Genomic DNA, 26,566 nt, shown 5'->3' with positions numbered 1-26,566 from the left:
GCCGCCGGAGGGTCAGAACAGCCCGGGCACCTCGCGCTGCGCCGGCGTCGGCTTGGCGGGGGTCAGCAGCTGGCGTTCGCTGCCGAGCGCGCGCAGCGCGCGCGTCGTCCGCGCGTTCGCACTGCGGGCGGTACCGGTGATTGGGGTGCAGCTGCGCCCGGCCAGGAAGTCGAGCGCCTGACGCGTCGAGGACTCGCGCGGATCGCCCAGCGGATAGCTGATGTCGTCGTACGCCTGGCAGCTGTTGGGCACGGTGCTCGCCAGCCCGTTGTAATAGTCGGCGTTGCCCGCGGCATTCTGCACCGCCAGCGCGATCACGCGCAGCCGGTCGTCGCACGCCGGCTTGTCGAGCGCGATCTGGCCGACCGGCTTGCCGTAGGTGTTGCTGCCGACCAGCGCCATGTTGCTGCGCAGGTACGGCACGAAGCCGTTGATCACCATCTCGCTGGCCGAGGCGGTGCCGCCGGTGCCGATGAAGGCGACGCGGGTGGGCGCCACCGACTGCGGCTGCGGGTCGAAATAGCCGATCTCGTTGTTCTCGGCCTTGGACGGGCGGAAGCTGATCTTGGTGAACACCTCGCTGGGGGCGCGATTGGCGCCCATCAGGTCGCCCATCAGCTGGGCGATGCTGATCAGCCCGCCGCCGTTGTAGCGCAGGTCGACCACGAAGTCGGTCACCCCCTGCTGGCGGAAGTTGGCGAAGGCGGTGCGCAGCTGCGGGTCGGCGGTGTTGATGAAGGTGCGCAGGTTGAGATAGCCGACGCGGCGGCCGTTATCCTCGATGATCTTGGCGCCGTAGCGCGACGACACCGGCTGCAGCGCGAAGTCCGCCATCGTCACGGTGACGTTGCGCGTGCCGCTCGCGTCGCGGATCTGCATCACCCGCCGCGTGCCGGCCGCGCTGTCGCCCAGCGCGGCGTTGAGCGCATCGGTGTCGCCCGACGCCAACAGGCTGGCCACCGTCTGGAGGGTGCCGCTGCTGGTGCCCAGCGCGACGATCTGGGTGCCGCGGTCGATCCCCGCCGCCAGCGCCGGCCCGCCCTCGAACGCCTCCGTCACGTACAGCGCGCCGTCGCTCGTCAGCCCCAGGCGGAAGCCGTAGCCCGCGCTCGACCCGGCGTTGTAATAGGCCTCCTCCTCCTCGATCGAGGTGAGGTAGGTGAAATAGCGGTCGCGCCCCTGCGCGCGCGCGGTCGCGGTCAGCGCGTCGACATAGTCCTCGACGCTGCCGTAAGGCGTCGGATCGAACCACGTCGGCAGCGTTTCGGGGAAGAGATACCATTCGTTGAGCTGCGCCGCGGCCCAGTCCTGCCGCTCGCGCAGCGAACAGCCCGCCGTCTGGGTGGGCGTAGGCGTGGGGGTCGGGGTGGGCGTGGGAGTCGGCGTGACGACGCCGCCCGAGCTGAGACTGCCCTCGCCGCCGCCGCCGCATGCCGACAGCAAGGCGAGCGCGCTCCATGCTGCACCCAATCGCGAACGCTTCATGACAAATCCCCCCGTTTCCCAACAGACTAGCGCCGGAAATGCCGCGCGCCAGCCGAAAACGCGCGCCAGCCGAAAAAGCGTAAATACTCGACGGATCGATAGTTGGGCTCGCCGGTGCGGTCGGGTCGTTCGACTGCGTGCTTGGCAGGGCCATCCTCAAGAGGCTTCCGCTACGTCTTCGAACCCCGGGTCAGGCGCGACCTTTACGACAGGCGCGCAACACCCCCAGCGTCATCCTGACGAAGGTCAGGATCCATTGCCGCTCCGCTTGCGACTCCATCGCCGCGCGTAGGATAAGGACCGTCGTCCGCAGCACGAGAACGAGACCGGGTTCCGCAACCGTCTCGACAGGCCGGGGCGGATCCGGGAGGCACCCCACGCTCGACACGGCCCGACCGCGCCCGCTAGAGCGGCGCCATGCCCGCCGATCCCGTGTCCGTTCTCCAGTCGACCTTCGGCTTTCCCGGTTTCCGCGGCGTCCAGGGGCAGGTGGTGGAGCGGGTGCTGGCCGGCCAGCGCACGCTTGCTGTGATGCCCACCGGTGCCGGCAAGTCGCTGACCTATCAGCTCCCCTCGGTGGTGCTCGACGGCACCTGCGTCGTCATCTCGCCGCTGATCGCGCTGATGCACGACCAGCTGCGCGCCGCCACCGCCGTCGGCATCCGCGCCGCGACGCTGACCTCGGTGGACGAGAACCGCCAGGAGACGATCGCCCGCTTCCGCGCCGGCGAGCTCGACCTGTTGTACGTCGCGCCCGAACGCGCATCGGGCAGCTATTTCCGCGACCTGCTCGGCCAGGCGCCGTTGAGCCTGTTCGCGATCGACGAGGCGCATTGCGTCAGCGAATGGGGCCACGATTTCCGCCCCGACTATCGCCTGCTGCGCCCGCTGTTCGACCAGTTCCCGGAGGTGCCGCGGCTGGCGCTCACCGCCACCGCCGACGCGCATACTCGCGCCGACATCCTCGAGCAGCTGGGCATTCCCGAAGAGGGGATGATCGTCGCCGGCTTCGACCGGCCGAACATCCGCTACGCGATCACCCCGCGCGACAACACCACGCGCCAGATCGCCGACATCCTCGCCGAGCATCCCGGCCCCGGCATCGTCTATGCCCCGACCCGCGCCGCGACCGAGCGGCTGGCCGCCGCGCTTTCGACCCCCAAGCGCGAGGTCCGCGCCTATCACGCCGGGCTCGACCCCGCCGTTCGCCAGCGCAACCAGGCCGATTTCGTCGCGAGCGAGGACATGGTGATGGTCGCCACCGTCGCCTTCGGCATGGGCATCGACAAGCCCGACGTCCGCTTCGTCGCCCACGCCGGCCTGCCCAAGTCGATCGAGGGCTATTACCAGGAAACCGGGCGCGCCGGGCGCGACGGCGACCCGGCGGTGGCGCACCTGTTCTGGGGCGCGGACGACTTCGCCCGCGCCCGCCAGCGCATCGGCGAGGTCGAGCCCGAGCGCCAGCCGGGCGAGCGTGCGCGCCTCAATGCGCTGGGTGCGCTGGTCGAGACCGCCGGCTGCCGCCGCGCGATCCTGCTTGCCCATTTCGGCGAAACGCCACCACAGACGTGCGGCAACTGCGACAACTGCCTCAACCCGCCCGCCGCTGTCGACGCGACCGAGACGGCGCAGAAGTTCCTCTCCGCCGTGTTCCGCACCGGCCAGATGTTCGGCGTCGGCTATATCGAGCAGGTACTCCAGGGCCAGTCGACCGAGCGCAGCATGACCAACGGGCATGAGGCGCTGTCGGTCTGGGGCATCGTCGAGGCGGAGGAGGCGCATCTCCTGAAACCCGTCGCCCGCGCGCTGCTGCTGCGCGATGCGGTGCGCGCCAATCCGCACGGCGGGCTGGAGTTCGGCCCCGGCGCGCGCGGGCTGCTGAAGGGCGAGGCGGACCTCAAGCTCGTCCTGCCGCCCAAGCGCGAACGCCGCCGCCGCGGTACGGCCGGCGCCACCCCCAACCCGATCGGCAACCCGCTGTTCGAGGCGCTGCGCCGCCGCCGCCGCGAACTGGCCGAGGAGGCATCGGTGCCGCCCTACGTCATCTTCCACGACTCCGTGCTGCGCGACATGGCGACGATGCGCCCGTCGAGCCGCGACGCGCTCGGCCGCATCACCGGCGTTGGCGCGCGCAAGCTGGAGGCGTATGGCGACGCCTTTCTCCAGGTCATCCGCGAGGCAGCATGATCCGCACCATCGACAGCAAGGTCTCCGTCGCCCCCCAGATCACGCCCGAGCAGATGCCGGACATCGCCGCCGCCGGCTTCAAGGCGGTGATCAACAACCGCCCCGATGACGAGGAGCCGGGCCAGCCGTCGGGCGCCGAGATCCAGGCTGCGGCCGAAGCCGCCGGCCTCGCCTATACCGCGATCCCGGTGACCCATGCGGGCTTCGGCCACGGCCAGCTCGACGCGATGCGCGCAGCGCTCGATGCGGCCGACGGTCCGGTGCTCGCCTATTGCCGCACGGGGACGCGCTCGTGCAACCTGTGGGCGCTGGCCGAGGCCAAGGCCGGTGGCGACCCTGCCGAGCTGGTCGAAAAGGCGGCGGGCGCGGACTACAACCTCTCGGGCATCCGCCCGATGCTGGACGCACTGAGCGGCCGGTGAGCCGACAGCGCTAGCATGGCAGACGAACGCTTCGGTCTGCGCCGCCGGGCGCGGCTCGCCGGCCCGCTGCCGCTCGACGGCGGCGCGTCGCTGCCTGCGGTCGAGATCGGCTACGAGACCTATGGCACGCTGTCGCCGGCGGCCGACAATGCGGTGCTCGTCTGCCACGCACTGACCGGCGACCAGTATCTCGCCTCCGACCATCCCGTCACCGGAAAGCCCGGCTGGTGGACGCGTATGGTCGGTCCCGGCAAGCCGATCGACACCGACCGCTGGTTCGTGATCTGCTCCAACGTGCTCGGCAGCTGCATGGGGTCGTCCGGCCCCGCCTCGATCGACCCCGCGACCGGCCAGCAATGGGGCATGGCCTTCCCGGTCATCACCATCCGCGACATGGTACGCGCGCAGGCGCTGCTGCTCGACCATCTCAACATCGACCGGCTCGCCGCCGTCGTCGGCGGGTCGATGGGTGGGATGCAGGCGCTGTCCTGGGCCGCGACCTTTCCCGATCGCGTCGAGGCGGCGGTGGTGATCGCCGCCACCGCGCGCCATTCCGCGCAGAACATCGCCTTCCACGAGGTCGGTCGCCAGGCGATCATGGCCGATCCCAAATGGCGACAGGGCGCCTATTACGAGAGCGGCGACCCGCCCGCCGCCGGCCTCGCGGTCGCGCGCATGGCCGCGCACATCACCTATCTGTCGGAAGCGGGACTCACCGCGAAGTTCGGCCGACGCCTCCAGGCACGCCCCGACGGGCAGGCCGGCGCCAAGACCTTCGGCTTCGACGCCGACTTCCAGGTCGAAAGCTATCTGCGCCACCAGGGCCTCGCGTTCACCGACCGGTTCGACGCCAACTCCTATCTCTATATCACCCGCGCGCTCGACTATTTCGACCTCGCGGAAGAGCATGGCGGCATGCTCGCCAACGCATTCCGCGACACCGCGACGCGCTTCTGCATCGTCAGCTTCGACACCGACTGGCTCTATCCCACCGCCGAATCGCGGGTGATGGTGCAGGCGCTCAATGCTGCCGGTGCCCGCGCGAGCTTCGTCGAGCTCTCCAGCCCGTTCGGCCACGACGCCTTCCTGCTCGATTCGCCCGAGCTCGACCGGGTGGTGCGCGGCTTCCTCACCTGGGGGCGGGCATGAGCGCGCTGCGTCCCGACCTCGCCGTGATCGCCGCAAACGTCGCGGAGGGCGCGCGCGTGCTCGACGTCGGCTGCGGCGACGGCGCGCTGATGGCGGCGCTGCGCGACACGCGCAACGTCGACGCGCGCGGGCTGGAGATCGACCCCCGCAACGTTGCCGCCGCGGTCGCGCGCGGGCTGTCGGTGGTGCAGGGTGACGCCGACACCGATCTTGCCGGCTATCCCGACGCCAGCTTCGACTATGCGATCCTCAGCCAGACGCTGCAGACGACGATGCGCCCGCACCTCGTGCTCGACCATCTGCTGCGCATCGGCCGGCGTGCGTTCGTGTCCTTTCCGAACTTCGCCCACTGGCGCGTGCGCGCGTCGCTGCTGTGGGGCGGGCGGATGCCGGTCACGCGGCTGCTGCCGGTGCCCTGGTACGACACGCCCAACATCCACCACGTCACCATCGACGACTTCCGCGCCTTGGTGCGCGAACGCGGCATCACCGTGGAAGACGCCTGGTTCCTGAAGGGCGACCGCCGCACCAGCGCCGCCGCCGCCAACTTCCGCGCCGAACACGCGGTGTTCCTGCTGCGGCGGTAAGCCGGCACCCCTCTGCGGCGTGCTCCTGCGAAGGCAGGAGCCCAGGGTTTCTAAGCTCTAAGGACCGTTGTTCTGCTTGGCCCTGGATCCCTGCCTGCGCAGGGATCCGGTTCTTGCTGAGGATCGCAGAGACGAAAAAGGGGGCGCGCGGCCCCCTTCCCCGTTCGCATCGAACCCGGCGATCAGAACGGCACGTCGTCGTCCAGATCGTCGGAGAAGCCGCCGCCGAACCCGCCGCCGCTGCTGCTACCGCCGCCGCCCGAACGGCTACCGCCGCCGCTGCGCCCGCCGCCGCTGTTGAAGCTGCCGCCGCGACCGCCCGAGCCGCCGCCGAAATCGTCGCCACCGCCGAAATCGTCACCGCCGCCGCGGTTGCCGCCGCCACCCTGGCTGCCGCCCGGACCGTCGAGCATCGTCAGCACCGAGTTGAAGCCCTGCAGCACCACCTCGGTCGAGTATTTGTCCTGGCCGTTCTGGTCCTGCCACTTGCGGGTCTGGAGCTGGCCTTCGATGTACACCTTCGAGCCCTTGCGCAGGTAGCGCTCGGCGACGTTGGCCAGGCCTTCGTTGAAGATCGCGACCGAATGCCACTCGGTCTTTTCCTTGCGCTCGCCCGAGTTGCGGTCCTTCCACGATTCGGACGTGGCGATGCGCAGGTTCACCACCTTGCCGCCGTTCTGGAAGCTGCGCGATTCGGGATCGCGGCCCAGGTTGCCGACCAGAATGACCTTGTTGACGCTGCCGGCCATGTTGTCTCCATTACTCTCGAAAATGCGGGCGCGCGGGGCGATCGGTCTGAGCGACGTATGCCGGCCGGCGCAGGTGCGATAGACTAGGCGCCATGGCCGAGATCATCAACCTGAACCGCGCCCGAAAGGCCCGTGCCCGCGCCGAGCGGGCGGCAGAGGCCGACGCCAACCGCCACCGCTTCGGCCGCACCAAGGCCGAGAAAAAGGCCGACAAGATCGCCGCCGACCGCGCCGAGCGCACGCTCGACGGCGCCCGCCTTGAGCCGAAGGAATAGCGTAACAGGGATCCGCCACCGCCGCATCCTGGGAGAGCCGGGGCTCGGCCCGTCGCACGGGGCTGGAACCATTACGCAGCGGCAACGTACCTTCCCGAGCGACAACTTCGGGAGAATTGCCTTGGTCCGCCGCTTTCTGACGCCCGGTGCGATGATCCTCGCGCTGCCGCTCGCTGCCTGTGGCGCGCCGACCGCGGACGACACCGCCGAAGCGCCGGTCGCGACCGACACGACCGATCAGGGGGTGGTGCGCGACGAAGCGCCGGCAGCGGAGGCCACCCCGGCAGCCGCAGCGCCGGCCGCCGCGGCGATCCAGACCCAGCCCGGCCCCGACGGATCGCAGGTGGCGCTCAACAAGGTCGCGGTCACGGGCGACATCCTGACGATCCAGCTCAGCTTCTCGGGCGGCAAGGGCACCAGCTTCGTGCCGGTCGAGCGGATCAGCGTCGTCGACGACGCGACATCCAAGCAGCTGGGCGTGCTCAAGGACAACAGCGACAAGTGGCTCGCCGCCCCGCTCAACTTCAACGGCAGCGCGCTCCACCTGAACCTCCGGGACACGCCGACGATCGTCTGGTTCAAGACGCCGGCCCCCGCCGCGGGCGGCCAGACCGTGTCGATCAACATCCCCGAGGTGGCGCCGTTCGACGGCGTGCCGGTCACGCGGTGATCCGCCCGATCGGTCTGGCGGCGTGCCTGGGGCTCGCCGCCTGCTCGCCCGCGCCGCAAGCCGGCAACGACGCCGTGCCTACCCAAAAGTCGGCAGAAGCGCCCGCGCCTGCGCCTGAACCCGGTCAGGTGCCGGCGGGCGGCGCGGTTCACGGTTCGGTGAGCGACCTCACCGCCGACGTGAGCGGCCTCACCGTCCGCACCACCGACTATGGCCGGGTGGTGGACCTTCCGACCGACACGCTGTTCGCGTTCGATTCGGCCGAGCTGGAGCCTGGCGCCGAGACGAACCTCGCCAAGGTCGCCGAACTGCTGCGCTCGAGCCCGCCGGACGAGGTCCGCATCCTGGGTCACACCGACGCCAAGGGGGAGGACGCCTACAACCAGACGCTCTCCGAAGCGCGCGCGCAGGCGGTGGCGGACTGGATGGGGCAGCAGGTGGGCGTGCGCACCCGCCGCTTCGTGGTGGAGGGCAAGGGCGAGAGCGCGCCGATCGCGCCCAACGCGACGCCGGGCGGTGGCGACGATCCGGACGGCCGCGCCAAGAACCGCCGGGTCGAGGTGGTACTGCCGGACTGAGCCCGCCTTGCGTACCCCGGCGCAGGCCGGGGTCCAGTTGGGAAGGCGGCTACGGATAGCGTCCCAGTTCGAACGGCACCGCAACTGGGCCCCGGCCTGCGCCGGGGTACGGTCCCTCTCGCGGTACGCGCTGGCCTACAGCCCCAGCGCGACGGCGCTCCAGTAGGTGATGCCCGCCGCCACATAGGCCAGCCCGAACAGATACCCCAGCATCAGCGCCGGCACGGGCCAGCCGTTGGTCTCGCGCCTAGTCACCGCGATGGTCGACAGGCACTGCGGCGCGAACACGAACCAGGCGAGGAAGGCCAGCGCGGTCGGCAGGCTCCAGCGGCCGGACAGCCGCCCGCCGAGTTCCTGCGCGCCCTGTTCCTCGTCCGGCGCGTCGATCGCATAGACGGTCTGGAGCGCCGACACCGCGACCTCGCGCGCCGCCATCGCCGGGATCACCGCCAGCGACATCTCGTGGTTGAAGCCGATCGGCCGCAGCACGACCTCCAGCCCAGAGGCGATGCGCCCGGCTGCCGAATATTCGCTCTGCTTCACGCCCTCGGGTGCGACCGGGTAGGAAGCGAGCAGCCACAGCGCGACCGTCACCGTCATGATCGTCGTGCCCGCGCGGCGCAGGAACACGTATCCGCGGTGCCACAGCCCCAGCGTGACGTCGCGCAGCGACGGCATCTGGTAGCGCGGCATCTCCATCATGAAGCCGCCGCTCTGCCCCTTGGCGAGCGTCCGCCGCAGTACGAAGGCGGCGGCGACCGCGCCGACGATGCCGGCGAGGTAGAGCACGAACAGCACCAGCCCCTGGAGGCCGACGCCCGGCGCCACGTCGCGCGCGGGGATGAACGCGGCGATGATGAGCGCATAGACCGGCAGGCGCGCCGAACAGGTCATCAGCGGCGCGATCAGGATGGTGGTCAGCCGCTCCTTGGGATCGTCGATCGCACGCGTCGCCATGATGCCGGGGATCGCGCAGGCGAAGGACGAGAGCAGCGGGATGAACGCGCGCCCGGACAGCCCGACGCTCGCCATCAGCCGGTCCATCAGGAACGCGGCGCGGACCATGTAGCCCGACGCCTCCAGCACCAGGATGAACAGGAACAGGATCAGGATCTGCGGCAGGAACACCACCACCGATCCGACGCCGTTGATGATGCCTTCGACCAGCAGGTCGCGCAGGAAACTCTCGGGCAGGCGCGCGACCGCGGTGTCGGCGAGCCAGCCCTGCAGCCCCTCGATCCAGCCGATCGGCGCTTCCGACCAGCTGAACACCGCCTGGAACATCACGAACATCAGCGCGAGCAGGATGATCGGCCCGAGCACGGGATGCAGCGCGATCTTGTCGACCGAGCGGGTGACGGCACGCGCGCGCGGCTGTTCGATGATCGCGACGCCGGCGATGCGCCGTGCCTCGCGCTGGAAATGGCGGATGTCGGCGTCGACGCCTTCGGACGGCGGCGGCAGCGCGACGGGCGCGGCGGCGAGCACCTCGGCCAGCGCCTCGCGCAAGCTGTCGAGCCCGCGCTTGCGCACCGCGACGGTCGGCACCACCGGACAGCCGATCTCGGCCGCGAGCGCGGCGAAGTCGAACTTCAGCCCGTCGCGCTCGGCCATGTCGACCATGTTGAGCGCGAGCAGCATCGGCCGGCCGAGCGCCTTGAGCTGGAGGACGAAGCGGAGATGGTTGTCGAGGTTGGTCGCGTCCGCCACCACCACCAGCACGTCGGGCAGCCGCTCGCCCTGCTGGCGACCGATCACCACGTCGCGGGTCACCGCCTCGTCGGGGCTCGAAGGATCGAGGCTGTAGGTGCCGGGCAGGTCGACCAGCTCGACCGGGCGGCCGTCGGGCAGCGCCATGCGCCCGGTGTGGCGTTCGACGGTGACGCCGGGATAGTTGCCCACCTTCTGCCGCGCGCCGGTCAGCGCGTTGAACAAGGCGCTCTTGCCGGCATTGGGGTTGCCGACGAGCGCGACCAGCGGTGGGTGATTCATGATCCTGTCCGAAACGCCTCAGTCCGCCGATGCAGCGACCCGGATGGCGGCGGCGACGTGTGGGCGCAGCGCCACCGTCATCCGTCCGATCCGACACGCCACCGGCCCGCCGCCGAGCCACGCGCGGTGCAGCAGCTCGATCTCGACCCCCTCGTCCACGCCGAACTCGCGCAGCCGCCGCGCCTCGCCCGGCTGGAGCGACTCCCAGTCGACGGTGGCGATCCGCGCGTGCTGGTGACGCGCAAGGTGCGACAGGGTGGAGGCGGGGGAAAGCATTGCGACTGATTATCAATAGTTAACGCGGGATGCCAGCCTTTTCGGTGCCGCCAGCGAGTCGATGAAGACGATCGTTCCCCGGCGGAGGCCGGGGCCCAGGTGGGAGAACCATGGAAAATCGAACGGACCCACGACGGCTTTCCCAACTGGGCCCCGGCCTCCGCCGGGGAACGGACTACACCGCCGGGTAGCGCAGCCGGCCGACGAAGCGCGACAGGCTCAGCCGCCGCTCGCTCGACGCGCGGCCGAGCAGCTTGGCCTTGGCCTTTTCGAACTGCATGATGTTGTCGATCCGGCGGGCGAGGAAGGCGCGGGTCTCGACCCAGCCCTCGCTCTCGTCGTCGAGGAACACGGTGACGGTGGCGGCATAGACCGCCCCCAATGTGCCGCGCTTGGTATAATGGTTGTAGTCGGTCGCGGTGTCGCCGGCGAGGCGCCACATCAGGTCGACGCTGCGCCAGCCGAGTCGCGTCGCCCGCACCAGGTTCTGCGGCATGGCGAGGATCGCGAGCGCGCGGCGAAGCGCCTCGCGCTGCGGCGCCACGGCGGCGAGTCGCGCCTCGACCAGCGCGGTGATGCGCTCGCGGATCTTCATCGCGGCCAATTGCTCCACGGGGAGCGACTCGGTCATCACCCGGTCGACGTGCGCGAACCAGGCGTCGATGCTGTCGACAGCAGTCGGCAGCGCGGCGCGCGCGACATCCGGATCGACGCCGAGCTGCCCGGCGGCCATGTCGACCGCCTGCGGGCTCCAGCCGTCGAAGGCGGCATTGGCGGCCACCACCGGCGCCAGCGCGGCGCGCAGCTCGTCCAGCGTCGCGTCTTCCAGGGATGCGGTCGCCATCGCGGCCTCCTTTGCAGTGTCAGGCGTCCGATCTAGTCGCGCGCGCGGCGGGCGCAACCTCCGGTTCGCGCCGGACGAGCACCAGCGCGGCGGCGACGAGCAGCGCGCCCAGCAGGTCGGGCAGCCCGGGGCGCTCGCCATAGGCGATCCAGCCGATGCTGCCGGCGACGACCGGCTGGATCAGCAGGGTGATGCCGATCACCAGCGGCGGCAGCCGGCCGAGCGCATAGATCATCAGCCCCTGCCCCAGCAGCTGGCTGACCAGCGCGAGCGCCGCGAGCGTCCCCCAGCCGGCGAGATCGCCCGGCACCAGCCGCTCGCCGAGCGCTATTGCGAGCAGCAGCAGCGGCGCCATCGTCGCCACGCCGGAGAGCGCAAGCGCCGGCATCGGCGGCACCGCCGCGCGCACCCGCGCCATGCCGATGAAATAGACGGCGTAGGCCAGCCCTGCGAACAGCGCGAGCAGGTCGCCCACCAGATGCGCGGGCGACAGCTCCGCCGACCGGCCGAGCAGCAGCCCCCCGCCCAGCATCGCCAGCAGCAGGGCCGCGACCTGCGGCCGGCTCGGCCAGGCGCGGGCGATCAGGAAGCCGTAGACGGGATAGATCAGCGTCGCCGAATTGGCGAACAGCGTCGCATTGGCCAGCGTCGTCCGATGGATGCTGACGTTCCAGGTCGCGAGATCGGCCGCGAAGGCGAGCCCCGCAACCAGCAGCACCGGCCAGAAGGCGCGTCCCTTGCGCAGCGCGCCGGGGTTGGCGAGCGCCGACCAGGCGAGCATCGCCGGCATCGCCAGCGCCAGCCGCCAGAAGCCGGTGGCGACCGGCCCGGTCTCGGCGAGCCGCACCAGCCACGGCCCGATCGCGAGCGTGACGTTGGCGGCGATCGCCGCGATCAGCCCCGGCGTCGATCCGCTGCGATCGCCGGGCACCGGATCTGCCGCCGCCCGATCGGGACGGTCAGGCGAAGCGCTGGCGCAGCGCCAGCATGGCGAGCGCCGCCTTGGCGGCTTCCCCGCCCTTGTCCTTGTCGTTGCGGTCGGCGCGGGCGAGCGCCTGCGCCTCGTCCTCGACGGTCAGGATGCCATTGCCGATCGGCAGGCCGTCCATCGCCAGCGCCATCAGCCCGCGCGCGCTTTCGTTGGCGACGATCTCGAAATGATAGGTCTCGCCGCGGATCACCACGCCCAGGCCGACATAGGCGTCGAACTGGCCGGTCTCCGCCGCCATCGCGACCGCGCCGGGTATCTCCAGCGCGCCGGGCACGGTAACGATCTCGTAATCCTGTCCCGCTTCTTGCAGCGCGGTGCGCGCACCGTCGAGCAGCAGGTCGTTGAGGTGGTCGTAGAAGCGCGCTTCGACGATCAGAATGCGGGCCATGTCAGCGCTCCGTATCGATGGGACGTTCGCCGACGATCGACAGGCCGTAGCCGTCGAGCCCAACGAGGGTGTGATGGGTGTTGGTGAGCAGCACCATTTCGGCGACGCCCAGTTCGTTGAGGATCATGGCACCCACGCCATAGTCGCGCAGCTGGTCCATGTCGGCCGGGTTGAGCTCGCCGGTGCGCGCCTGCATCGCGACGGTGAACTGGTCGAGCCGCGGCTTGTTGATCACCACGATCACGCCCGCGCCTTCCTCGCCGATGATCTCCATCGATCGGCTGAGCAGGTCGCAGCGCTGGCCGGTCTCACCAAAGATGTCGGCGAACGGCGACAGCGCGTGCATGCGGACCAGGGTAGGCCTGGCAGGATCGATGCGCCCCTTGACCAGTGCGACCTGCTCGCTGCCCGTGGCCTTGTTCCAGAAGGTCATCGCCGTCCACTCGCCACCCCAGCGGCTGGTGAAGCGGCTTTCGGAGCGCGTCTCGACCAGATGGTCGTGGCGGCGGCGATAGGCGATCAGGTCGCGGATCGTGCCGATCTTGAGCCCGTGGAGCTGCGCGAAGCCGACCAGGTCGTCGAGGCGCGACATGGTGCCGTCCTCGTTCATGATCTCGCAGATCACGCCCGCGGGGTTGAGCCCGGCGAGCCGCGCCACGTCGACCGCCGCCTCGGTATGGCCGGCGCGCACCAGCACGCCGCCGTCGCGGGCGATCAGCGGGAAGACATGGCCCGGCGTGACGATGTCGGCCGCGCCCTTGGTCGCATCGACCGCGACCGCGATGGTGCGCGCGCGATCGGCCGCGGAGATGCCGGTGCTGACGCCTTCCTTCGCCTCGATCGAGACGGTGAAGGCGGTTTCGTGCCGCGTGCCGTTGTTGCGGCTCATCAGCTCCAGCCCGAGTTCCTCGACCCGCGGCTTGGACAGCGCCAGGCAGACGAGGCCGCGGCCGTGCGTCACCATGAAGTTGATCTTTTCCGGCGTCGCCATCTGCGCCGGGATCACCAGATCGCCTTCGTTCTCCCGGTCCTCGTCGTCGACCAGGATGAACATGCGGCCGTTGCGCGCCTCGTCGATGATCTCCTCGGGCGAAGAGAGGAAGCCGTGGCGCAGGCGCGCGGGCTCGACGGGAATGCGGGCGGGGTCAGGCAGCGCCATGCTGCGTCCTTTCACGATAGCGCTCCATGCGCTGGAGATAGCGGGCGAGCACGTCGATCTCGAGATTGACCGCCTGCCCCTCGGCGATGTCGGCGAAGGTGGTGACCTGCGCGGTATGGGGAATGATGTTGAGCCCGAAGCGCGTGCCCTCGGGCCCGTCCTCGACGCTGTTGACGGTCAGCGACACGCCGTCGACGGTGACGGAGCCCTTGGCCGCCAGATAGGGGGCGATCTCCGGCCCGGCCTGGATGGTGACGCGGTGCGAGCCGCCTTCCTCGCGCACCTCGATCACGTCGCCCAGGCCGTCGACATGGCCGGTGACGATGTGCCCGCCCAGTTCGTCGCCCAGCTTGAGCGCGCGTTCCAGGTTGAGGCGACGGCCGGCGGTCCACTGGTCGCGCGCGGTGCGCGACACCGTTTCGCCCGAGACGTCGACCGCGAACCAGCCCGGCCCCTTGTCGACCACAGTCAGGCAGACGCCCGAACAGGCGATCGACGCGCCCAGGTCGACGGTTGCGGTGTCGTAAGCGGTGGCGATGCGGACGCGCAGGTCGCCCGTCTGCTCGACGGCCTCGATGGTGCCGATGTCGGTGACGATTCCGGTGAACATATCAATCTCGCTCGCGCTCGTAGACTTCGAGTCGGTCGCTGCCAAGCACGCGCGCGTCGTGCAACCGCCAGCGGCCGTGGGCGGCGCCCAGGTCGGCCAGGCCGAGGTCGCCGATCGCCGCCTGCCCCGCCCCCACCAGGATCGGCGCGCGGTAGAGCAGCAGCCGGTCGACCGCATCGGCCGCGAGGAAGGCGGCGGCGGCGCCCGCCCCGCCCTCGACCAGCAGATGGTCGACGCCTTCGACCGCGCCGAGCGCGGCCACGTCGGCCAGGGCTTCCCAGCCCTCGGGTGCGGTGCCGCGGGTGAGGAGCAGCCGGCGCGGGCTGCGCGCCTCCAGCCCGGGCAGCCGCACGTCGAGTCGCGGCACATCGGCGTCATAGGTTCCGCGCCCGACCAGGATCGCCTCGTGCCGCGCGCGTTCGAGATGCGCGTGCGCGCGCGCCTCGGGTCCGGTGATCCAGCGGCTCTCGCCCGACGGCAGCGCGATGCGCCCGTCGAGCGACGTCGCGAGCTTGAGCGTGACGTGCGGGCGGCCGAAGCGGCGGCGGGTGAGGAACCCAGCCATACTGCGCCGCGCCTCGGCGGTGCGCACGCCCTCGCGCACCGCGATGCCGGCGGCGCGCAGCTGGGCAATCCCGGCACCGTCGGTGCGCGGGTCGGGATCGGTCAGCGCCACCACCACCCGTTCCGGCCGCGCGGCGACGATCAGGTCGGCGCAGGCGGGCCCGCGGGGGGAGACATGGGCGCAGGGTTCGAGCGTGACGTAGAGGGTGGCGCCGCGGGCCTCGCCGCCGGCCTGCGCCAGCGCCACCGCCTCGGCATGCGGACGCCCCCCCGCCTGGGTCCAGCCCCGCCCGACGACGTGACCGTCGGCGGCGACGACGATGCAGCCGACATTGGGGTTGGGCGCGGTGCGGCCGCGGCTACGCTCGGCGAGCGCCAGCGCGGCGCCCATCCAGCGCGCGTCGTCGGCGTCGGCGGGTGCAGAGGTCAAAGCCCCCAGGCGGTCATGCCGTCGTCGAGCTTCTTGAACTCGGCGCGCACCTTGGCGCGGCGCGCATCGCGCTCGGCATAGCCCTTCTGCCGCTCGGCCTCGTCGATCTTCTGCTGCGCGCGAATCTCTTCGTCGGTCCGGTCGAGGCGCCAGTCCTGCACATATTGGATCTCGCGGTGGTAGGGCCGCTCGAAGTGCGAATCGTGGACGAACGCCCAGATCCACAGCCCGGTCATCGTCACCGCGAGCGCGAGGAAGCCCCATTGGTGCGGATGCCGCTCCGACAGGAAGACGCGCAGGTCGCGATAGGCCCGCAGGAGCGAGAAGTGGCGCAGGATCCTCATGACGGCACTGCAAATAGGCGCAGGGACGCGGCGTCGCCAGCCCCTGCGCCGTTCGGATCAGTCCGCCATTTCGAAACGGACGGTCATCACCCGCCAGCTTTCGACCGCCACCCCGTCGCGCGTCGCGGGGCGGAAACGCCAGCGCGACAGCGCGTGGCGGCGAGTCGCCTCCAGGAACGCGTCGCTGGTCGCGCGCACCGGCTCGACCGCGCCGACCCGCCCGTCCGCGCCGATGCGGACGCGCACCGTCACCACGCCGTCGCGCTCGGCGCGGCGCTCGGCGGCGGGATAGTCGGGCTGGAACGCGTCGAGGAAGCGCGGGTCGGGCGCGGCGTCGACCAGCACGGGCGCCGGCGTCACCGGCACCGCCGCCGCGGCGGTGCCCGTCCCGCCCGCGGTGCCCGGGATGGCGGGCGGCGGCGCAACCGGCAGCAGCGACTCGCTGGCGATCCGCGGCTGGTCCGGCTGCGGCAGCGGCACCACCGGCTTCGGCACGAACGGCAGCGGCGCGGCAATCGGCTCGATTGCGGGGACCGGTTCGGGTTCGACCGTCGGTGGATCGGGCGGCAGCGGCACGTTGGTGGTGATCAGCGCCGGGTCTTCCTGCGGGATGCTGGTCACGACCGACCCGGCGAGCAGCATGGCGGCCAGCAGTCCGCCGTTGATCGCCAGCGCCACGCCGAGGCTGACGGGATGGAAGCGGCGTTCGGAAGCAAAGCGATTCGCGTACATCGGCTTCTCCTCGTTCGCGCCCTGCAAGGGCCGAGAAGCGCGATGGTACAACATCACGGTGGTTGCACAATCGGAATGGCGGGATCCCCGACCAAGGTCGTGGACCTGACGACGGCGTACCCGGTGTCCCCGCGCAGGCGGGGAGCCAGGGTCCCGCAGAACGACGATGGTTGGCGCCCGGACCCTGGGCTCCCGCCTGCGCGGGAGCACATAAGGGGAGCGGGCTCCGCCCGTCAGCCGGCGGCGCGAAGCCGTTCGAGCGCCGGCTCGCGGCCGATCAGCGGCAGCAGCGCCGCCATGTCGGGCCCATGGTCACGGCCGGTGAGCGCGAGCCGCAGCGGCAGGAACAGCGACCGCCCCTTGCGCCCGCTCGCCTGCTTGAGCGCGGCCGTGAGCGTGCCCCACACGCCCGCGTCCCAATCTAGCGACTCGGCGACCGACGCGGCCTGGCGGACAAAGCCGCGGTCCTCGTCGGCCAGCGCCGGCGCGGGAACCGGACCGGTCACCACCCGCCACCAGTCCGCCGCCTCGGCAACGGTCGACAGATTGGCGCGGATCGCGTCCCAGCCGGTGCGGTCCATGCCCTCCGGCAGCCGGTCGGCGACGTGGTTCCAATCGAGCTGGTGGACGATGCGGGCGTTGAGCGCCTGCAGGTCCGCTTCGTCGAAGCGCGCCGGGGCGCGGCCGAAGCGGGCGAAGTCGAACCCTTCGATCAGCGGCGCGCGATCGAGGATCGGCTCGACCGGATCGCTGGTGCCCAAGCGAGCGAGCATCGCCACCACCGCCTCGGGCTCGATCCCCAGTGCGCGGAACTCGTCGACGCCGGTCGCGCCGAGCCGCTTGGAGAGCTTGCCTTCCGCCCCGGTGAGCAGCGCGACGTGCGCGAACTCCGGCAGCGCGGCGCCCAGGCTCCCGAACATCTGGATCTGGGTGGCGGTGTTGGAGACGTGATCCTCGCCGCGGATCACCGTCGTCACGCCCAGGTCGATGTCGTCGATCACCGAGGGGAGCAGATAGAGCCAGCTGCCGTCGGCGCGGCGCACCACCGGATCGCTCAGCCGTGCGGCGTCGAAGCGCTGCTCGCCGCGGACGAGATCGTGCCAGCCGATCGGCGCGTCGTGGTCGAGGCGGAAGCGCCAGTGCGGCCGCCGCCCTTCCGCCTCCAGCCCGGCGCGATCCGCCTCGCTCAGCCGCAGCGCGGCGCGGTCGTAGACCGGCGGCAATCCGCGGCCGAGCAGCACCTTGCGCCGCAGGTCGAGCTCTTCGGGGGTTTCGTAGGCCGGATAGACCCGCCCGGCGGCGACCAGCTGCGCGAAGCACGCCTCGTAACGGTCGAAGCGCGCCGACTGGCGCACCTCCTCGGCCGTGTCGATCCCCAGCCACGCCAGATCATCGCGGATCGCGGCCACGAACCGCTCTTCGGATCGCGCCGCGTCGGTATCGTCGATGCGCAGCAGCAGCCGGCCGCCGTTCGCCCTGGCATGGAGCCAGTTGATCAGCGCCGCGCGCAAGTTGCCGAGGTGCAGCCGCCCGGTGGGGCTGGGCGCGAAGCGGGTGATGACGGTCATACGCCGCCCTGTAGAGCGATTCGGCGGCGCGCGGCTACTGCGGAGACGCCGCGCTCCCGGCGCTCGCGTCGCCATCCCCGCAACCGCCAGCGCCCGCATAGGCGTTGAGGATCCCCGTCAGCAGCCCGGGGAAGCGTGCTTCGATCTCCTCGCAGCGGGGCTGGTTGCGGACCTCGACGCCGTGGCGCTCGCTGCGGATCAGCCCGGCCTCGCGCAGCACCTTGAAGTGGTTCGACAGCGACGACTTGGGGAGGACGCGATCGCCGACCGCTGCCAACGCCGAGCAGGCTTCGGCGCAGTCCGCCTTCAGCAGCCGCGCGAAGATCGCCGCGCGGTTGGGATCGGCAAGGGCATGGAGGATCGCCTCCGGCCGCACGTCCTCGATCGCTGGATGGAAAAGGGGCCTCATCATTTATCCATATAGGGGGCTTGATCCACGCTGCATTAGTTCCGAACTTCCGAACCATGGGACAAAGGCTGCCCTCCGGCGCCTGCCCATTTCGGAGGTATAACACAGATGGCAAAGCTCAACGGAAAGGTCGCGGTCGTCACCGGGGCATCGAAGGGCATCGGCGCGGCGATCGCCAAGGCACTCGCGGACGAGGGCGCGTCGGTCGTCGTCAACTATGCGTCGAGCAAGGCGGGCGCCGACGCCGTGGTCGAGGCGATCGCCTCGGCCGGCGGCAAGGCGGTCGCGGTCCAGGGCGACGTCGCCAAGGCCGCGGAGGCACAGGGCCTGATCGAAACGGCGGTGCGGGAGTTCGGCCGGCTCGACGTGCTGGTCAACAATTCCGGCATCTATGGATTCGCCTCGATCGAGGAATTGAGCGAGGATCAGTATCGTCAGCAATTCGACGTCAACGTGCTCGGCGTGCTGCTGACGACGCAGGCGGCGGCGAAGCATCTCGGCGAGGGCGCCAGCGTCATCAACATCTCGTCGGCGATCACCCATATCCATACGCCGAACGCGGCGGTCTATGCCGGGACCAAGGGTGCGGTAAACGCCATCACCGGCGTGCTCGCGAACGAACTCGCCCCGCGCAAGATCAGGGTCAACGCGGTAAGCCCAGGCTATGTCACGACCGAGGGCACCCACACCGCCGGCATCGCCGGTTCCGACCTCGAAGCCGGCATCGTCGCCCAGACGCCGCTCGGCCGCGCCGGCGAGCCGGACGACATCGCCCGCGTCGTCGCCTTCCTCGCCTCCGACGACGCCGGCTGGCTGACCGGTGAGGTGATCACCGCCAGCGGCGGCATCCGCTGACCCACGCGCGCCGTGCCCCTGCGCTGCCGACACGGCGTGCGCACGGGCACGGCGCCCCGACCGGGCGGATCAGTCGCCCGCGTCGAGGCGGGCGATCTCGTGCCGCAGGTTGTCATGGGCCTGACGCTCACGGGCTTGGAACGCCGGCGTCTTGAAGATCGTGCGTCGATCGAACGCGCGCAGGACCTGGGCGCGGCCGGTGCGGTAGGGAAGATCCGGCACGAATGCATATTCGCGCCGGATCTCCTCGGCGTAGCGGTCGTAGGTCGCCGCACGCGAACCGAGGATGGCCAAGTCGAGGTCGTTGAACGCATCCGTCCATGGATCGCCGCCGGCGTGGTGCTTGGTGTCGAGGATGAGACGCACCGCGAGGTCGGTGGCCGGGCCCGCGGGCAGATCCGCCCGCGCCTGCTCGGCCGAGCGCTCCTCGTTGTCCGATGCCTTGGGATCGTAGACGATGTCGTGCAGCCAGATCGCCGCGACTACCCCGGCGTTCGCGCCCTCGTACCGGCCGAGCATCGCCTCGATGTGCTGGAGGTTGTGGTAGTGGCGGTGTGGTTCGCCGAGCTGCTCCAGCCATTGGCGCGTGGTGGTGTCGGGCAGTCCGAGCAGTTCGAGACTCTCGTCGACGGTCATGATGGCTCCTGAGCGGCGCCCGGATCGTAGCGTAGCGGATGACGTCCGCACATCTGACTCACGCGCCGGCTGCCGCACCGGGCCAGCGCCGAGGCAACGACGGACGTTGTCGCACGCGCCCGCTCAGCCGCCGTGCGCCGCCACGCTGGCCTTCGCCGTCCGGTCGTCGCGCAGCCGCAGGTAGAGCGGCGTGGCCTTCGGCACCGCCAGGCTCGTGCCGGTGAACCCCTCCGGAACGTTGACCGGCTGGCCGAAGCCGGGATCGCCCGCCACCGCGTCGAGCAGGAACAGGTCGCTGCCGGTCAGCGTGCAACGCTCCTGCCCGTCGGCGCAGGCGATGCCGGCGATCCGCGGCAGTCGCACCAGCGTGCCGAACTCGGCCCAGGGGCCCGCCACCTCGCCCCGCACGATCCGGTAGCGCAGCGGGCCATAGGCCGACGCGCCCAGTGCCTCGGCCGGCGACAGGCTGGCGATGACGACGCCGGCATCCTGCAGCTTGACCGGCAGCGGCGCGGTCGCGCGGCCATCGGCGGTCGCGACCTCGATCCGCTCGGTACCGGTGAAGCGGGTGCTGCCCGCCGCCTTGAGCGCGAAGGTCAGCCGCGCATCGTTGGGGAGCACGCTGTCGCCATCGATACGGATCGGCAGGCCGTCGCCCGCCGCGGCGCGATCGACCGTGCGGCTGACCACGCTCGCCATCGGCCGCTGCGCCTCGACCGTACCGTCGACCGCGAGGCTGCGCCCGTCCGCCAGGGTGGCACGCGCCGCGAGCGGCTGGCCGGCCGCCGGGCCGGTCGCCGGCGCGGCGGCGCGCAGCGTCAGGCGGTCGGCCTTGCCCTCGCGGCCCAGCTCGGCGGGCTCGAAGCGCGTCTCGCCGATCGTCAGCGCGGTGACCTTGTCGAGCCGCGCACCGTAGAGCACCGCCTCGCTGTCGCCGGCATGGAAGCGCAGCCGGTCGATCCGGCTCGCCTCGGCCAGCGCGGCGAGCGGGATGCTGTCCGGCTGGGGCACGCCGTGCTGTTCGACCAGCAGCGTCATCTTGCCCGGCTTCGCCTTGCCGAGCGGCAGCGTCGCGGCGATGCTGCCGTCGCCGGCGGGCTTCCACGCCACCTCCTGGGTCGCGCCGGCGGCATCGCGCAGCGTCACCCGGGCGACGCAGGCCGCCGCCCCGCCCTCCAGCGTCACCGCATTGTCGCGGCCGACCACCACGCCCGCGCCATCGCCGGCGATACGCCAGCCGGCTTGCGGCGGCTGGAGGCGAAAGCTCGGCCCGTCCATCGGCGCGAAGCCCCAGGCGCCGTGCAGCTGTGCCTCGACCGGCCCCTTGCCCTGCGCGGCGAGCAGGTTTGTCGCGACGACATAGCCGCCGCGCAGCGGATCGGCGCGCGCGGGCAGGTCGACGGTGCCGCCGTTCGGCCCCTTCACGCGCAGCGCCATGCCGTGCGCATAGTCGGTGGCGTAGACCAGCGGCGCGCCCGTCACCGGCAGCACCAGCTCGCCCGGCGGCGCGCACAGCAAGCGGTCGGCGCCAGCACGGAGCAGCGGCGGATCGACCGGCTTCACCGGCGGCAGCCCCACGACCATCACCGATTTGGGGCTGGCGAACGAGGGCGCGGTGTTGAGCAGCAACCCGGCGCGGTTCCCCGTCAGCTGCGACACGGCGGGAATGTAGGTGAAACGCGTCGTCTGGAACGCGCCGAACAGCCGCGCCACGTCGCGCAGTACCCCGATATACGGGCTGTAATAGCCGTAGCCGCCCTCCGGCGTGGCGCTGATCTGCAACGCCAGATCGGTGGGCGCCCCTACCAGCGTCTCGGCGAGCGAGGTGCGGGTGCCGTCGGTCAGCAGCAGCGTGTTCTGGCTCTGCCCCATGCATGCCGCGCGCTGCTCAACCGGCTGTTGCAGGCACTCGTCGCGCACCTTAATCGCGAGGCTGCGGGTCAGCTGCTCGGTGCGCGCGGCGATCTGGTCGGGACGGCTGCGCTCGGCGTCGCGGATGCCGTCGAGGAACAGCTCGAGCCGGGCGCGGTCGCGCGATGCCTGGCTGAGCTCGATCGAGGCGCGCACGAAGGCGCCCGGCTGGCGCTGCACCGTGTCGACCACCGCGTCAAAACCGCCGCCGGTTTCCGGCACCACGAACAGCACCAGCTGCTCGGCGCCCTTGGGCACCGTGAGGTCGAGGCTGCCCTTCTTGCGCTCCCAGCTCTCCGCCTTGAAGAACCAGCGCTTGGGCGGCGGGTTGGTCGCACCGCGCAGGAAGGCGGCGACCAGCAGATAGCGCACGCCCTGGCTCTCGGGCAGTTCGGCGGCGATCGCGATCCGGTCGCCCTCGGCAAGGCTCGGCACCGACGCGATCGGCAGCGTCGCGCTGCCGCGAGTGACCGACATGCGCAGCGCCGGACCAGGCAGGTCGAACTGCTGGTTGTCCGCCCGCGCCGCCGCCGGCAACACCGCGGCCGCCGCCGCCAAAAGACCCAAGACGCGCTGGAAGCTCATGCGCACCGCCACTCCCGATTGGTTCGTCCGATTTGCGACTGCCGTCGCGCGATGTCGATTTTAGGGCAAGTCCGAGCGTCCGGAAGCGGCGTGCCTGCCGCATTCCTCTTTCATCAAACCGTCACCCTGCCTAAGGACGGCGGCATCGGTGGGCAACGAAAGACGGACATGAAACTCCTGGCGGGCAACTCCAACCTTCCCCTCGCGCAGGCGATCGCGGGCTATCTGGAAATCCCGCTGACCCGGGCGAGCGTCCGTCGCTTCGCCGACGAGGAGATCTTCGTCGAGGTGCTGGAGAATGTGCGCGGCGAGGACGTGTTCGTGCTCCAGTCGACGTCCTATCCGGCGAACGACAACCTGATGGAGCTGCTGATCATGATCGATGCGCTGCGGCGCGCGTCGGCGCGGCGGATCACCGCGGTGCTCCCCTATTTCGGCTATGCCCGCCAGGACCGGAAGCCCGGACCGCGCACACCGATCTCGGCCAAGCTGGTCGCGAACCTGGTCACAGTGGCGGGTGCCGACCGCGTGCTCTCGGTCGATCTCCACGCCGGGCAGATCCAGGGCTTCTTCGACATCCCGACCGACAACCTCTTCGCCGCGCCGGTGATGTCGGCGGACGTCGCCACCCGCTACGGCGAGCATAACCTGATGGTCGTCTCGCCCGACGTCGGCGGCGTGGTGCGTGCGCGCGCGCTTGCCAAGCGGCTCGACAACGCCCCGCTCGCGATCGTCGACAAGCGCCGCGAGCGTCCGGGCGAGTCGGAGGTGATGAACATCATCGGCGACGTGCGCGGCCGCTTCTGCGTGCTGGTCGACGACATCGTCGATTCGGCGGGGACGCTGTGCAACGCCGCCGCGGCGCTGAAGGCGGCGGGCGCGGAAGGCGTCGTCGCCTATTGCACCCACGGCGTGCTGTCGGGCGGCGCCGTCGCGCGCGTCCAGAACTCAGCGCTGACCGAGTTGGTCATCACCGACTCGATCGGCAACCACGAGGTGATCGCCGAGGCCGACAAGATCCGCCACATGACGATTGCCCCGCTGCTCGCCGAAGCGGTCCGCCGCATCGCCGAGGAAGCGTCGGTTTCCAGCCTGTTCGATTGAGGCGCGGGGGCGCCGCCACCGCTGCCACCCGCCCGGCCCCCGTCCGCCAGCAACCACCCGTCACCCGAGCGAAGGCTGGGGTCTCCTGGTGAAAGCCGGGGCAGCAGCGGCACACGCGACCTCCCGCGCCCAGCCGCCCGGGATGCCAGCCTGCGTTGGCAGGACGAACTTGGATGGGCGACCTTACCGCTCCCGCTCGGCGATGCGTGCCAGCAGCGTGGTGATCCGCAGCAGCACCAGCACCGCCGCCGCCGCAAAGCCGGCCAGCGCCAGCATCGCATAGGCCAGCGTCTCCAGCGACTCGGCGATGCGCGTGTCGGCGGCGGCCGATTCGCGCTGCGCGATCGCCTGCGCCACGTCGGGCGAAACCTTGCCCATCGGCGTCGGTTCGACCCCGGCGAAGCTGTCCTGCCGGGGATCGACCGGCGGGATGCCATCGGGCGGCACCGCGCGGCTGCTGGTGGGAACGGGCGGGGTGACGGGTCCGCGCGACAGCGTCGCCAGCGCGCCGATCAGCGCCAGCGTCGACAGACCGCTCAGCACCAGCAGCGCGAAGCGGCCGAGCCGGTCGGCCACGCTCATCCGCGGGTATCGCCCGGCTGGCGCGCGCCTGCATTGCCGCGGCGACGCAGCTCCGCCTTCAGCGCGTCCGGGCGCGGCGCCCACAGGAAGCCGAAGCTCACCGTTCCCTCCTTGGTGCCGACGGCATGGTGGAGCCGGTGCGCCTGGACGATGCGCTTCATGTACGCCGAGCGCGGGAGGTAGCGGTGCGACACGCGCTTGTGGACGATGACGTCGTGGAAGCCGAAGTAGATCGCACCATAGGCGGCGATCCCCGCGCCGATCCACGCCCAGCCGGGCCACCAGCCGAGCTGCACGCCGCCCAGCAGCAACACGAACGAGGGCACCGCGAAGATCGCGGCGTAGAGGTCGTTCCACTCGAACGGACCGGTGCGGGGACGATGATGGCTCGCATGGAGGAACCAGCCCGGCCCGTGCATCACCCAGCGGTGCGCGGCATAGGCGAAGCCCTCCATGAAGATCACGGTGCCGACGAACAGCAAGATGCCCAGGGTCCAGTGCATGCCCGCGATATAGCGTCGCGCACCGTCGAGTGCGAGGCGGAACGGGCGGGAGGTATCACGCCGGAGCGAGCGCCGCGGGAACATCGGCGCGATCGCACTGCCCTGCCAACGCCCGGTCGCTCCGAGGGAAGGGATCCGCCGAACGCCTCCAGCGCGAGCGTGGCGATCGTGGCCGCAAGGTTCCTGCCCCTGTCCAGTGGATGAAGGCGAGGTGCTGCGGGAAACCCGGCGACGCGTCGGTCGTTGTTGGAAACAGAACCGAATTTCCATTATTGCGACCGCTTCGCGTTAGCGTCTGATGCGGTCGGGGGTGGATTTCCAGCATCCGCTGTGCTTTAGGCTCACCGCAATTTCCGTTTCTCGAACCTAGCGAGGCAGGAACTTCTCCATGAACATCCACGAATATCAGGCCAAGGAACTCCTCGCGAAATTCGGCGTGCCGGTACCCGCGGGCTATGCCGCGCTGTCGGTCGACGAGGCGGTCGAAGTGTCGAAGAAGCTCCCCGGGCCGCTCTACGTCGTCAAGGCGCAGATCCACGCCGGCGGCCGCGGCAAGGGCAAGTTCAAGGAACTCGGCCCCGACGCCAAGGGTGGCGTCCGCCTCGCCAAGAATCCCGAGGAAGTCCGCGCCGCGGCGCAGGACATGCTCGGCAACACGCTGGTGACGATCCAGACGGGCGAGGCCGGCAAGCAGGTCAACCGCCTCTACGTCACCGACGGCGTCGACATCGCCAAGGAATTCTACCTCGCGCTGCTCGTCAACCGCGCGACCGGCCGCGTGTCGATGGTCGCCTCGACCGAGGGCGGCATGGACATCGAGACCGTCGCCCACGACACGCCCGAGAAGATCCACTCGATCGACATCGACACCGCGACCGGCTTCATGCCGCACCACGGCCGCGCCGTCGCCGCGGCGCTGGAGCTGACCGGCGACCTCGCCAAGCAGGCTGCGAACGTCGCATCGAAGCTGTACGACACGTTCCTCGGCACCGATGCCGAGCAGATCGAGATCAACCCGCTCGCCGTCACCGAGGACGGCAAGCTGATGGTGCTCGACGCCAAGGTCGGCTTCGACGGCAACGCGATGTTCCGCCACAAGGATCTGATGGAGCTGCGCGACACCACCGAGGAGGACGCGATGGAGCTCGAGGCGTCGAAGTACGACCTCGCCTACATCAAGCTCGACGGCGACATCGGCTGCATGGTCAACGGCGCCGGCCTCGCGATGGCGACGATGGACATCATCAAGCTCAACGGCATGTTCCCGGCCAACTTCCTCGACGTCGGCGGCGGCGCCAACAAGGAGAAGGTGACCGCGGCGTTCAAGATCATCCTGAGCGATCCGGCGGTGAAGGGCATCCTGGTCAACATCTTCGGCGGCATCATGCGCTGCGACATCATCGCCGAGGGCATCGTCGCGGCGGCGAAGGAAGTGAACCTGCAGGTTCCGCTGGTCGTCCGCCTGGAAGGCACCAACGTCGAGAAGGGCAAGGAAATCCTCGCCAACTCGGGCCTGGCGATCGTGCCGGCCAACGATCTGGGCGACGCCGCCAAGAAGATCGTGGCAGAGGTCCAGAAGGCCGCCTGACCTCCTGCCGCCCCCGCACACGCGGTGGGGGCGCCGGTCTCCCCGAAGGACTGTACCCCGGCGAAGGCCGGGGCCCAGTTGGGATAGCGGCTGAAAAGGGCACCACGCCTCTTCGACCACCGCAACGGGACCCCGGCCTTTGCCGGGGTACGCCCCCCTCGGGTTCTATCCGACTTCAATCAACTCTCGGGGCCCGCCCCGGCCAAGGAACGGGGCACCGCCCCAAACCATGGCCGCGGCGGGCCCCTTGCTATAGGGTCCCCGGCATTTCCGTTCACGGAGAGAAAGCACATGAAGCTGTTGGTGCCGGTCAAGCGGGTGCTTGACTATAATGTGAAGCCGCGGGTGAAGGCGGACGGGTCGGGCGTGGACCTGGCCAACGTCAAGATGAGC

At 70.6% G+C, this 26,566-nt stretch carries 28 protein-coding genes and 1 pseudogene; 11 read left to right on the top strand and 18 right to left on the bottom strand.

All coding sequences use genetic code 11. The annotated features are described in order from the left end of the window. Positions 1–12: 12 nt before the first annotated feature. The gene (locus ACBY01_RS14730; protein ID WP_416461693.1) at positions 13–1,485 is read right to left on the bottom strand and encodes a S41 family peptidase; all 1,473 of its coding nucleotides are present in this window, start codon (positions 1,483–1,485) and stop codon (positions 13–15) included. 417 nt (positions 1,486–1,902) lie between these two features. Between ACBY01_RS14730 and recQ the strand changes: the two genes are divergently transcribed. The 4 genes from recQ to metW are packed head-to-tail and all read left to right on the top strand — an operon-like array spanning position 1,903 to position 5,830. Then, positions 1,903–3,672 (top strand): DNA helicase RecQ, encoded by a 1,770-nt coding sequence (gene recQ / locus ACBY01_RS14725; RefSeq protein ID WP_416461692.1) that lies wholly within the window; start codon positions 1,903–1,905, stop codon positions 3,670–3,672. Next, complete coding sequence (locus tag ACBY01_RS14720; protein ID WP_416461691.1) at positions 3,669–4,094, top strand: protein tyrosine phosphatase family protein; 426 nt, start codon at positions 3,669–3,671, stop codon at positions 4,092–4,094. Before recQ ends, ACBY01_RS14720 begins: the two co-directional genes overlap by 4 nt. Positions 4,095–4,109: 15 nt before the next feature. Beyond that, positions 4,110–5,243: a homoserine O-acetyltransferase MetX gene (metX, locus tag ACBY01_RS14715; RefSeq protein ID WP_416461689.1), complete on the top strand. Its 1,134-nt coding sequence runs from the start codon at positions 4,110–4,112 to the stop codon at positions 5,241–5,243. Further along, the gene (metW, locus tag ACBY01_RS14710; protein WP_416461688.1) at positions 5,240–5,830 is read left to right on the top strand and encodes a methionine biosynthesis protein MetW; all 591 of its coding nucleotides are present in this window, start codon (positions 5,240–5,242) and stop codon (positions 5,828–5,830) included. The genes metX and metW overlap by 4 nt, the downstream gene beginning before the upstream one ends. Positions 5,831–6,012: 182 nt before the next feature. Here metW and ssb read toward each other — a convergent pair whose 3' ends face one another. Continuing rightward, a complete protein-coding gene (gene ssb / locus ACBY01_RS14705) occupies positions 6,013–6,579 on the bottom strand; it encodes a single-stranded DNA-binding protein (RefSeq protein ID WP_416461687.1) in 567 nt (188 codons plus the stop codon). Between the two features lie 92 nt (positions 6,580–6,671). Here ssb and ACBY01_RS14700 point away from each other — a divergent pair, with 92 nt between their 5' ends. The 3 genes from ACBY01_RS14700 (at position 6,672) to ACBY01_RS14690 (ending at position 8,102) form a co-directional block, all read left to right on the top strand. After that, positions 6,672–6,854 carry a DUF4169 family protein gene (locus ACBY01_RS14700; RefSeq protein WP_416461686.1) on the top strand — a complete coding sequence of 61 codons (183 nt, stop codon included), beginning with the start codon at positions 6,672–6,674 and terminating at the stop codon, positions 6,852–6,854. 121 nt (positions 6,855–6,975) lie between these two features. After that, positions 6,976–7,524 (top strand): hypothetical protein, encoded by a 549-nt coding sequence (locus tag ACBY01_RS14695; RefSeq protein WP_416461685.1) that lies wholly within the window; start codon positions 6,976–6,978, stop codon positions 7,522–7,524. Beyond that, positions 7,521–8,102, top strand: a complete 582-nt coding sequence (locus ACBY01_RS14690) for an OmpA family protein (RefSeq protein WP_416461684.1) — start codon at positions 7,521–7,523, stop codon at positions 8,100–8,102. Before ACBY01_RS14695 ends, ACBY01_RS14690 begins: the two co-directional genes overlap by 4 nt. A 135-nt stretch (positions 8,103–8,237) precedes the next feature. On the opposite strand, the gene feoB is transcribed toward ACBY01_RS14690, so the two are convergent. The 12 genes from feoB to ACBY01_RS14630 all read right to left on the bottom strand — a co-directional run bounded on the left by feoB (position 8,238) and on the right by ACBY01_RS14630 (position 18,412). Beyond that, positions 8,238–10,094: a ferrous iron transporter B gene (gene feoB, locus ACBY01_RS14685; RefSeq protein ID WP_416461683.1), complete on the bottom strand. Its 1,857-nt coding sequence runs from the start codon at positions 10,092–10,094 to the stop codon at positions 8,238–8,240. 18 nt (positions 10,095–10,112) lie between these two features. Further along, complete coding sequence (locus ACBY01_RS14680; protein ID WP_416461682.1) at positions 10,113–10,370, bottom strand: FeoA family protein; 258 nt, start codon at positions 10,368–10,370, stop codon at positions 10,113–10,115. Positions 10,371–10,545: 175 nt separating this feature from the next. Beyond that, complete coding sequence (locus ACBY01_RS14675; protein WP_416461681.1) at positions 10,546–11,214, bottom strand: COQ9 family protein; 669 nt, start codon at positions 11,212–11,214, stop codon at positions 10,546–10,548. 19 nt (positions 11,215–11,233) lie between these two features. Then, positions 11,234–12,145, bottom strand: coding sequence for a DMT family transporter (locus ACBY01_RS14670; protein ID WP_416461680.1), 912 nt, complete (start codon positions 12,143–12,145; stop codon positions 11,234–11,236). 28 nt (positions 12,146–12,173) lie between these two features. Then, positions 12,174–12,593 carry a 6,7-dimethyl-8-ribityllumazine synthase gene (ribH, locus tag ACBY01_RS14665; protein ID WP_416461679.1) on the bottom strand — a complete coding sequence of 140 codons (420 nt, stop codon included), beginning with the start codon at positions 12,591–12,593 and terminating at the stop codon, positions 12,174–12,176. Between the two features lies 1 nt (position 12,594). After that, positions 12,595–13,752: a 3,4-dihydroxy-2-butanone-4-phosphate synthase gene (gene ribB, locus ACBY01_RS14660; RefSeq protein WP_416461678.1), complete on the bottom strand. Its 1,158-nt coding sequence runs from the start codon at positions 13,750–13,752 to the stop codon at positions 12,595–12,597. Then, the gene (locus ACBY01_RS14655) at positions 13,739–14,362 is read right to left on the bottom strand and encodes a riboflavin synthase (RefSeq protein WP_416461677.1); all 624 of its coding nucleotides are present in this window, start codon (positions 14,360–14,362) and stop codon (positions 13,739–13,741) included. The genes ribB and ACBY01_RS14655 overlap by 14 nt, the downstream gene beginning before the upstream one ends. Position 14,363: 1 nt before the next feature. Further along, positions 14,364–15,317 carry a bifunctional diaminohydroxyphosphoribosylaminopyrimidine deaminase/5-amino-6-(5-phosphoribosylamino)uracil reductase RibD gene (gene ribD / locus ACBY01_RS14650; protein WP_416461707.1) on the bottom strand — a complete coding sequence of 318 codons (954 nt, stop codon included), beginning with the start codon at positions 15,315–15,317 and terminating at the stop codon, positions 14,364–14,366. 35 nt (positions 15,318–15,352) lie between these two features. Beyond that, positions 15,353–15,700, bottom strand: coding sequence for a hypothetical protein (locus ACBY01_RS14645; RefSeq protein WP_416461676.1), 348 nt, complete (start codon positions 15,698–15,700; stop codon positions 15,353–15,355). A 57-nt stretch (positions 15,701–15,757) separates the two neighbouring features. Next, on the bottom strand, positions 15,758–16,432 hold the full coding sequence (locus ACBY01_RS14640; RefSeq protein ID WP_416461675.1) for an energy transducer TonB: 675 nt from the start codon (positions 16,430–16,432) through the stop codon (positions 15,758–15,760). A 233-nt stretch (positions 16,433–16,665) separates the two neighbouring features. Beyond that, on the bottom strand, positions 16,666–18,000 hold the full coding sequence (gene gltX / locus ACBY01_RS14635; protein WP_416461674.1) for a glutamate--tRNA ligase: 1,335 nt from the start codon (positions 17,998–18,000) through the stop codon (positions 16,666–16,668). 34 nt (positions 18,001–18,034) lie between these two features. Then, positions 18,035–18,412 carry an ArsR/SmtB family transcription factor gene (locus tag ACBY01_RS14630; RefSeq protein WP_416461673.1) on the bottom strand — a complete coding sequence of 126 codons (378 nt, stop codon included), beginning with the start codon at positions 18,410–18,412 and terminating at the stop codon, positions 18,035–18,037. 105 nt (positions 18,413–18,517) lie between these two features. On the opposite strand from ACBY01_RS14630, the gene ACBY01_RS14625 reads away from it, so the two are divergent. After that, complete coding sequence (locus ACBY01_RS14625) at positions 18,518–19,264, top strand: glucose 1-dehydrogenase (protein ID WP_416461672.1); 747 nt, start codon at positions 18,518–18,520, stop codon at positions 19,262–19,264. A 69-nt stretch (positions 19,265–19,333) separates the two neighbouring features. Here the strand turns inward: ACBY01_RS14625 and ACBY01_RS14620 are convergent, their stop codons facing one another. Together ACBY01_RS14620 and ACBY01_RS14615 are read right to left on the bottom strand one after the other, a co-directional pair. Next, on the bottom strand, positions 19,334–19,900 hold the full coding sequence (locus tag ACBY01_RS14620) for an HD domain-containing protein (protein ID WP_416461671.1): 567 nt from the start codon (positions 19,898–19,900) through the stop codon (positions 19,334–19,336). 123 nt (positions 19,901–20,023) lie between these two features. Continuing rightward, positions 20,024–22,408: a hypothetical protein gene (locus ACBY01_RS14615; protein ID WP_416461670.1), complete on the bottom strand. Its 2,385-nt coding sequence runs from the start codon at positions 22,406–22,408 to the stop codon at positions 20,024–20,026. A gap of 156 nt (positions 22,409–22,564) precedes the next feature. Between ACBY01_RS14615 and ACBY01_RS14610 the strand changes: the two genes are divergently transcribed. Beyond that, positions 22,565–23,500, top strand: coding sequence for a ribose-phosphate pyrophosphokinase (locus ACBY01_RS14610; RefSeq protein WP_416461669.1), 936 nt, complete (start codon positions 22,565–22,567; stop codon positions 23,498–23,500). A 183-nt stretch (positions 23,501–23,683) separates the two neighbouring features. On the opposite strand, the gene ACBY01_RS14605 is transcribed toward ACBY01_RS14610, so the two are convergent. Together ACBY01_RS14605 and ACBY01_RS14600 are read right to left on the bottom strand one after the other, a co-directional pair. Next, complete coding sequence (locus ACBY01_RS14605; protein ID WP_416461668.1) at positions 23,684–24,082, bottom strand: hypothetical protein; 399 nt, start codon at positions 24,080–24,082, stop codon at positions 23,684–23,686. Continuing rightward, complete coding sequence (locus tag ACBY01_RS14600; RefSeq protein ID WP_416461667.1) at positions 24,079–24,585, bottom strand: sterol desaturase family protein; 507 nt, start codon at positions 24,583–24,585, stop codon at positions 24,079–24,081. The genes ACBY01_RS14605 and ACBY01_RS14600 overlap by 4 nt, the downstream gene beginning before the upstream one ends. Positions 24,586–24,973: 388 nt before the next feature. Here ACBY01_RS14600 and sucC point away from each other — a divergent pair, with 388 nt between their 5' ends. Then, complete coding sequence (gene sucC, locus ACBY01_RS14595; protein WP_416461666.1) at positions 24,974–26,173, top strand: ADP-forming succinate--CoA ligase subunit beta; 1,200 nt, start codon at positions 24,974–24,976, stop codon at positions 26,171–26,173. A gap of 291 nt (positions 26,174–26,464) precedes the next feature. After that, positions 26,465–26,566: pseudogene (locus ACBY01_RS14590) on the top strand (electron transfer flavoprotein subunit beta/FixA family protein); the annotation flags it as partial.

This window comes from Sphingomonas mangrovi, from assembly GCF_047975845.1.
GTDB lineage: Bacteria > Pseudomonadota > Alphaproteobacteria > Sphingomonadales > Sphingomonadaceae > Sphingomonas.
The sequence above is the reverse complement of the archived record's forward strand: the minus strand, read 5'-3'. Positions and strand labels throughout refer to the sequence as shown.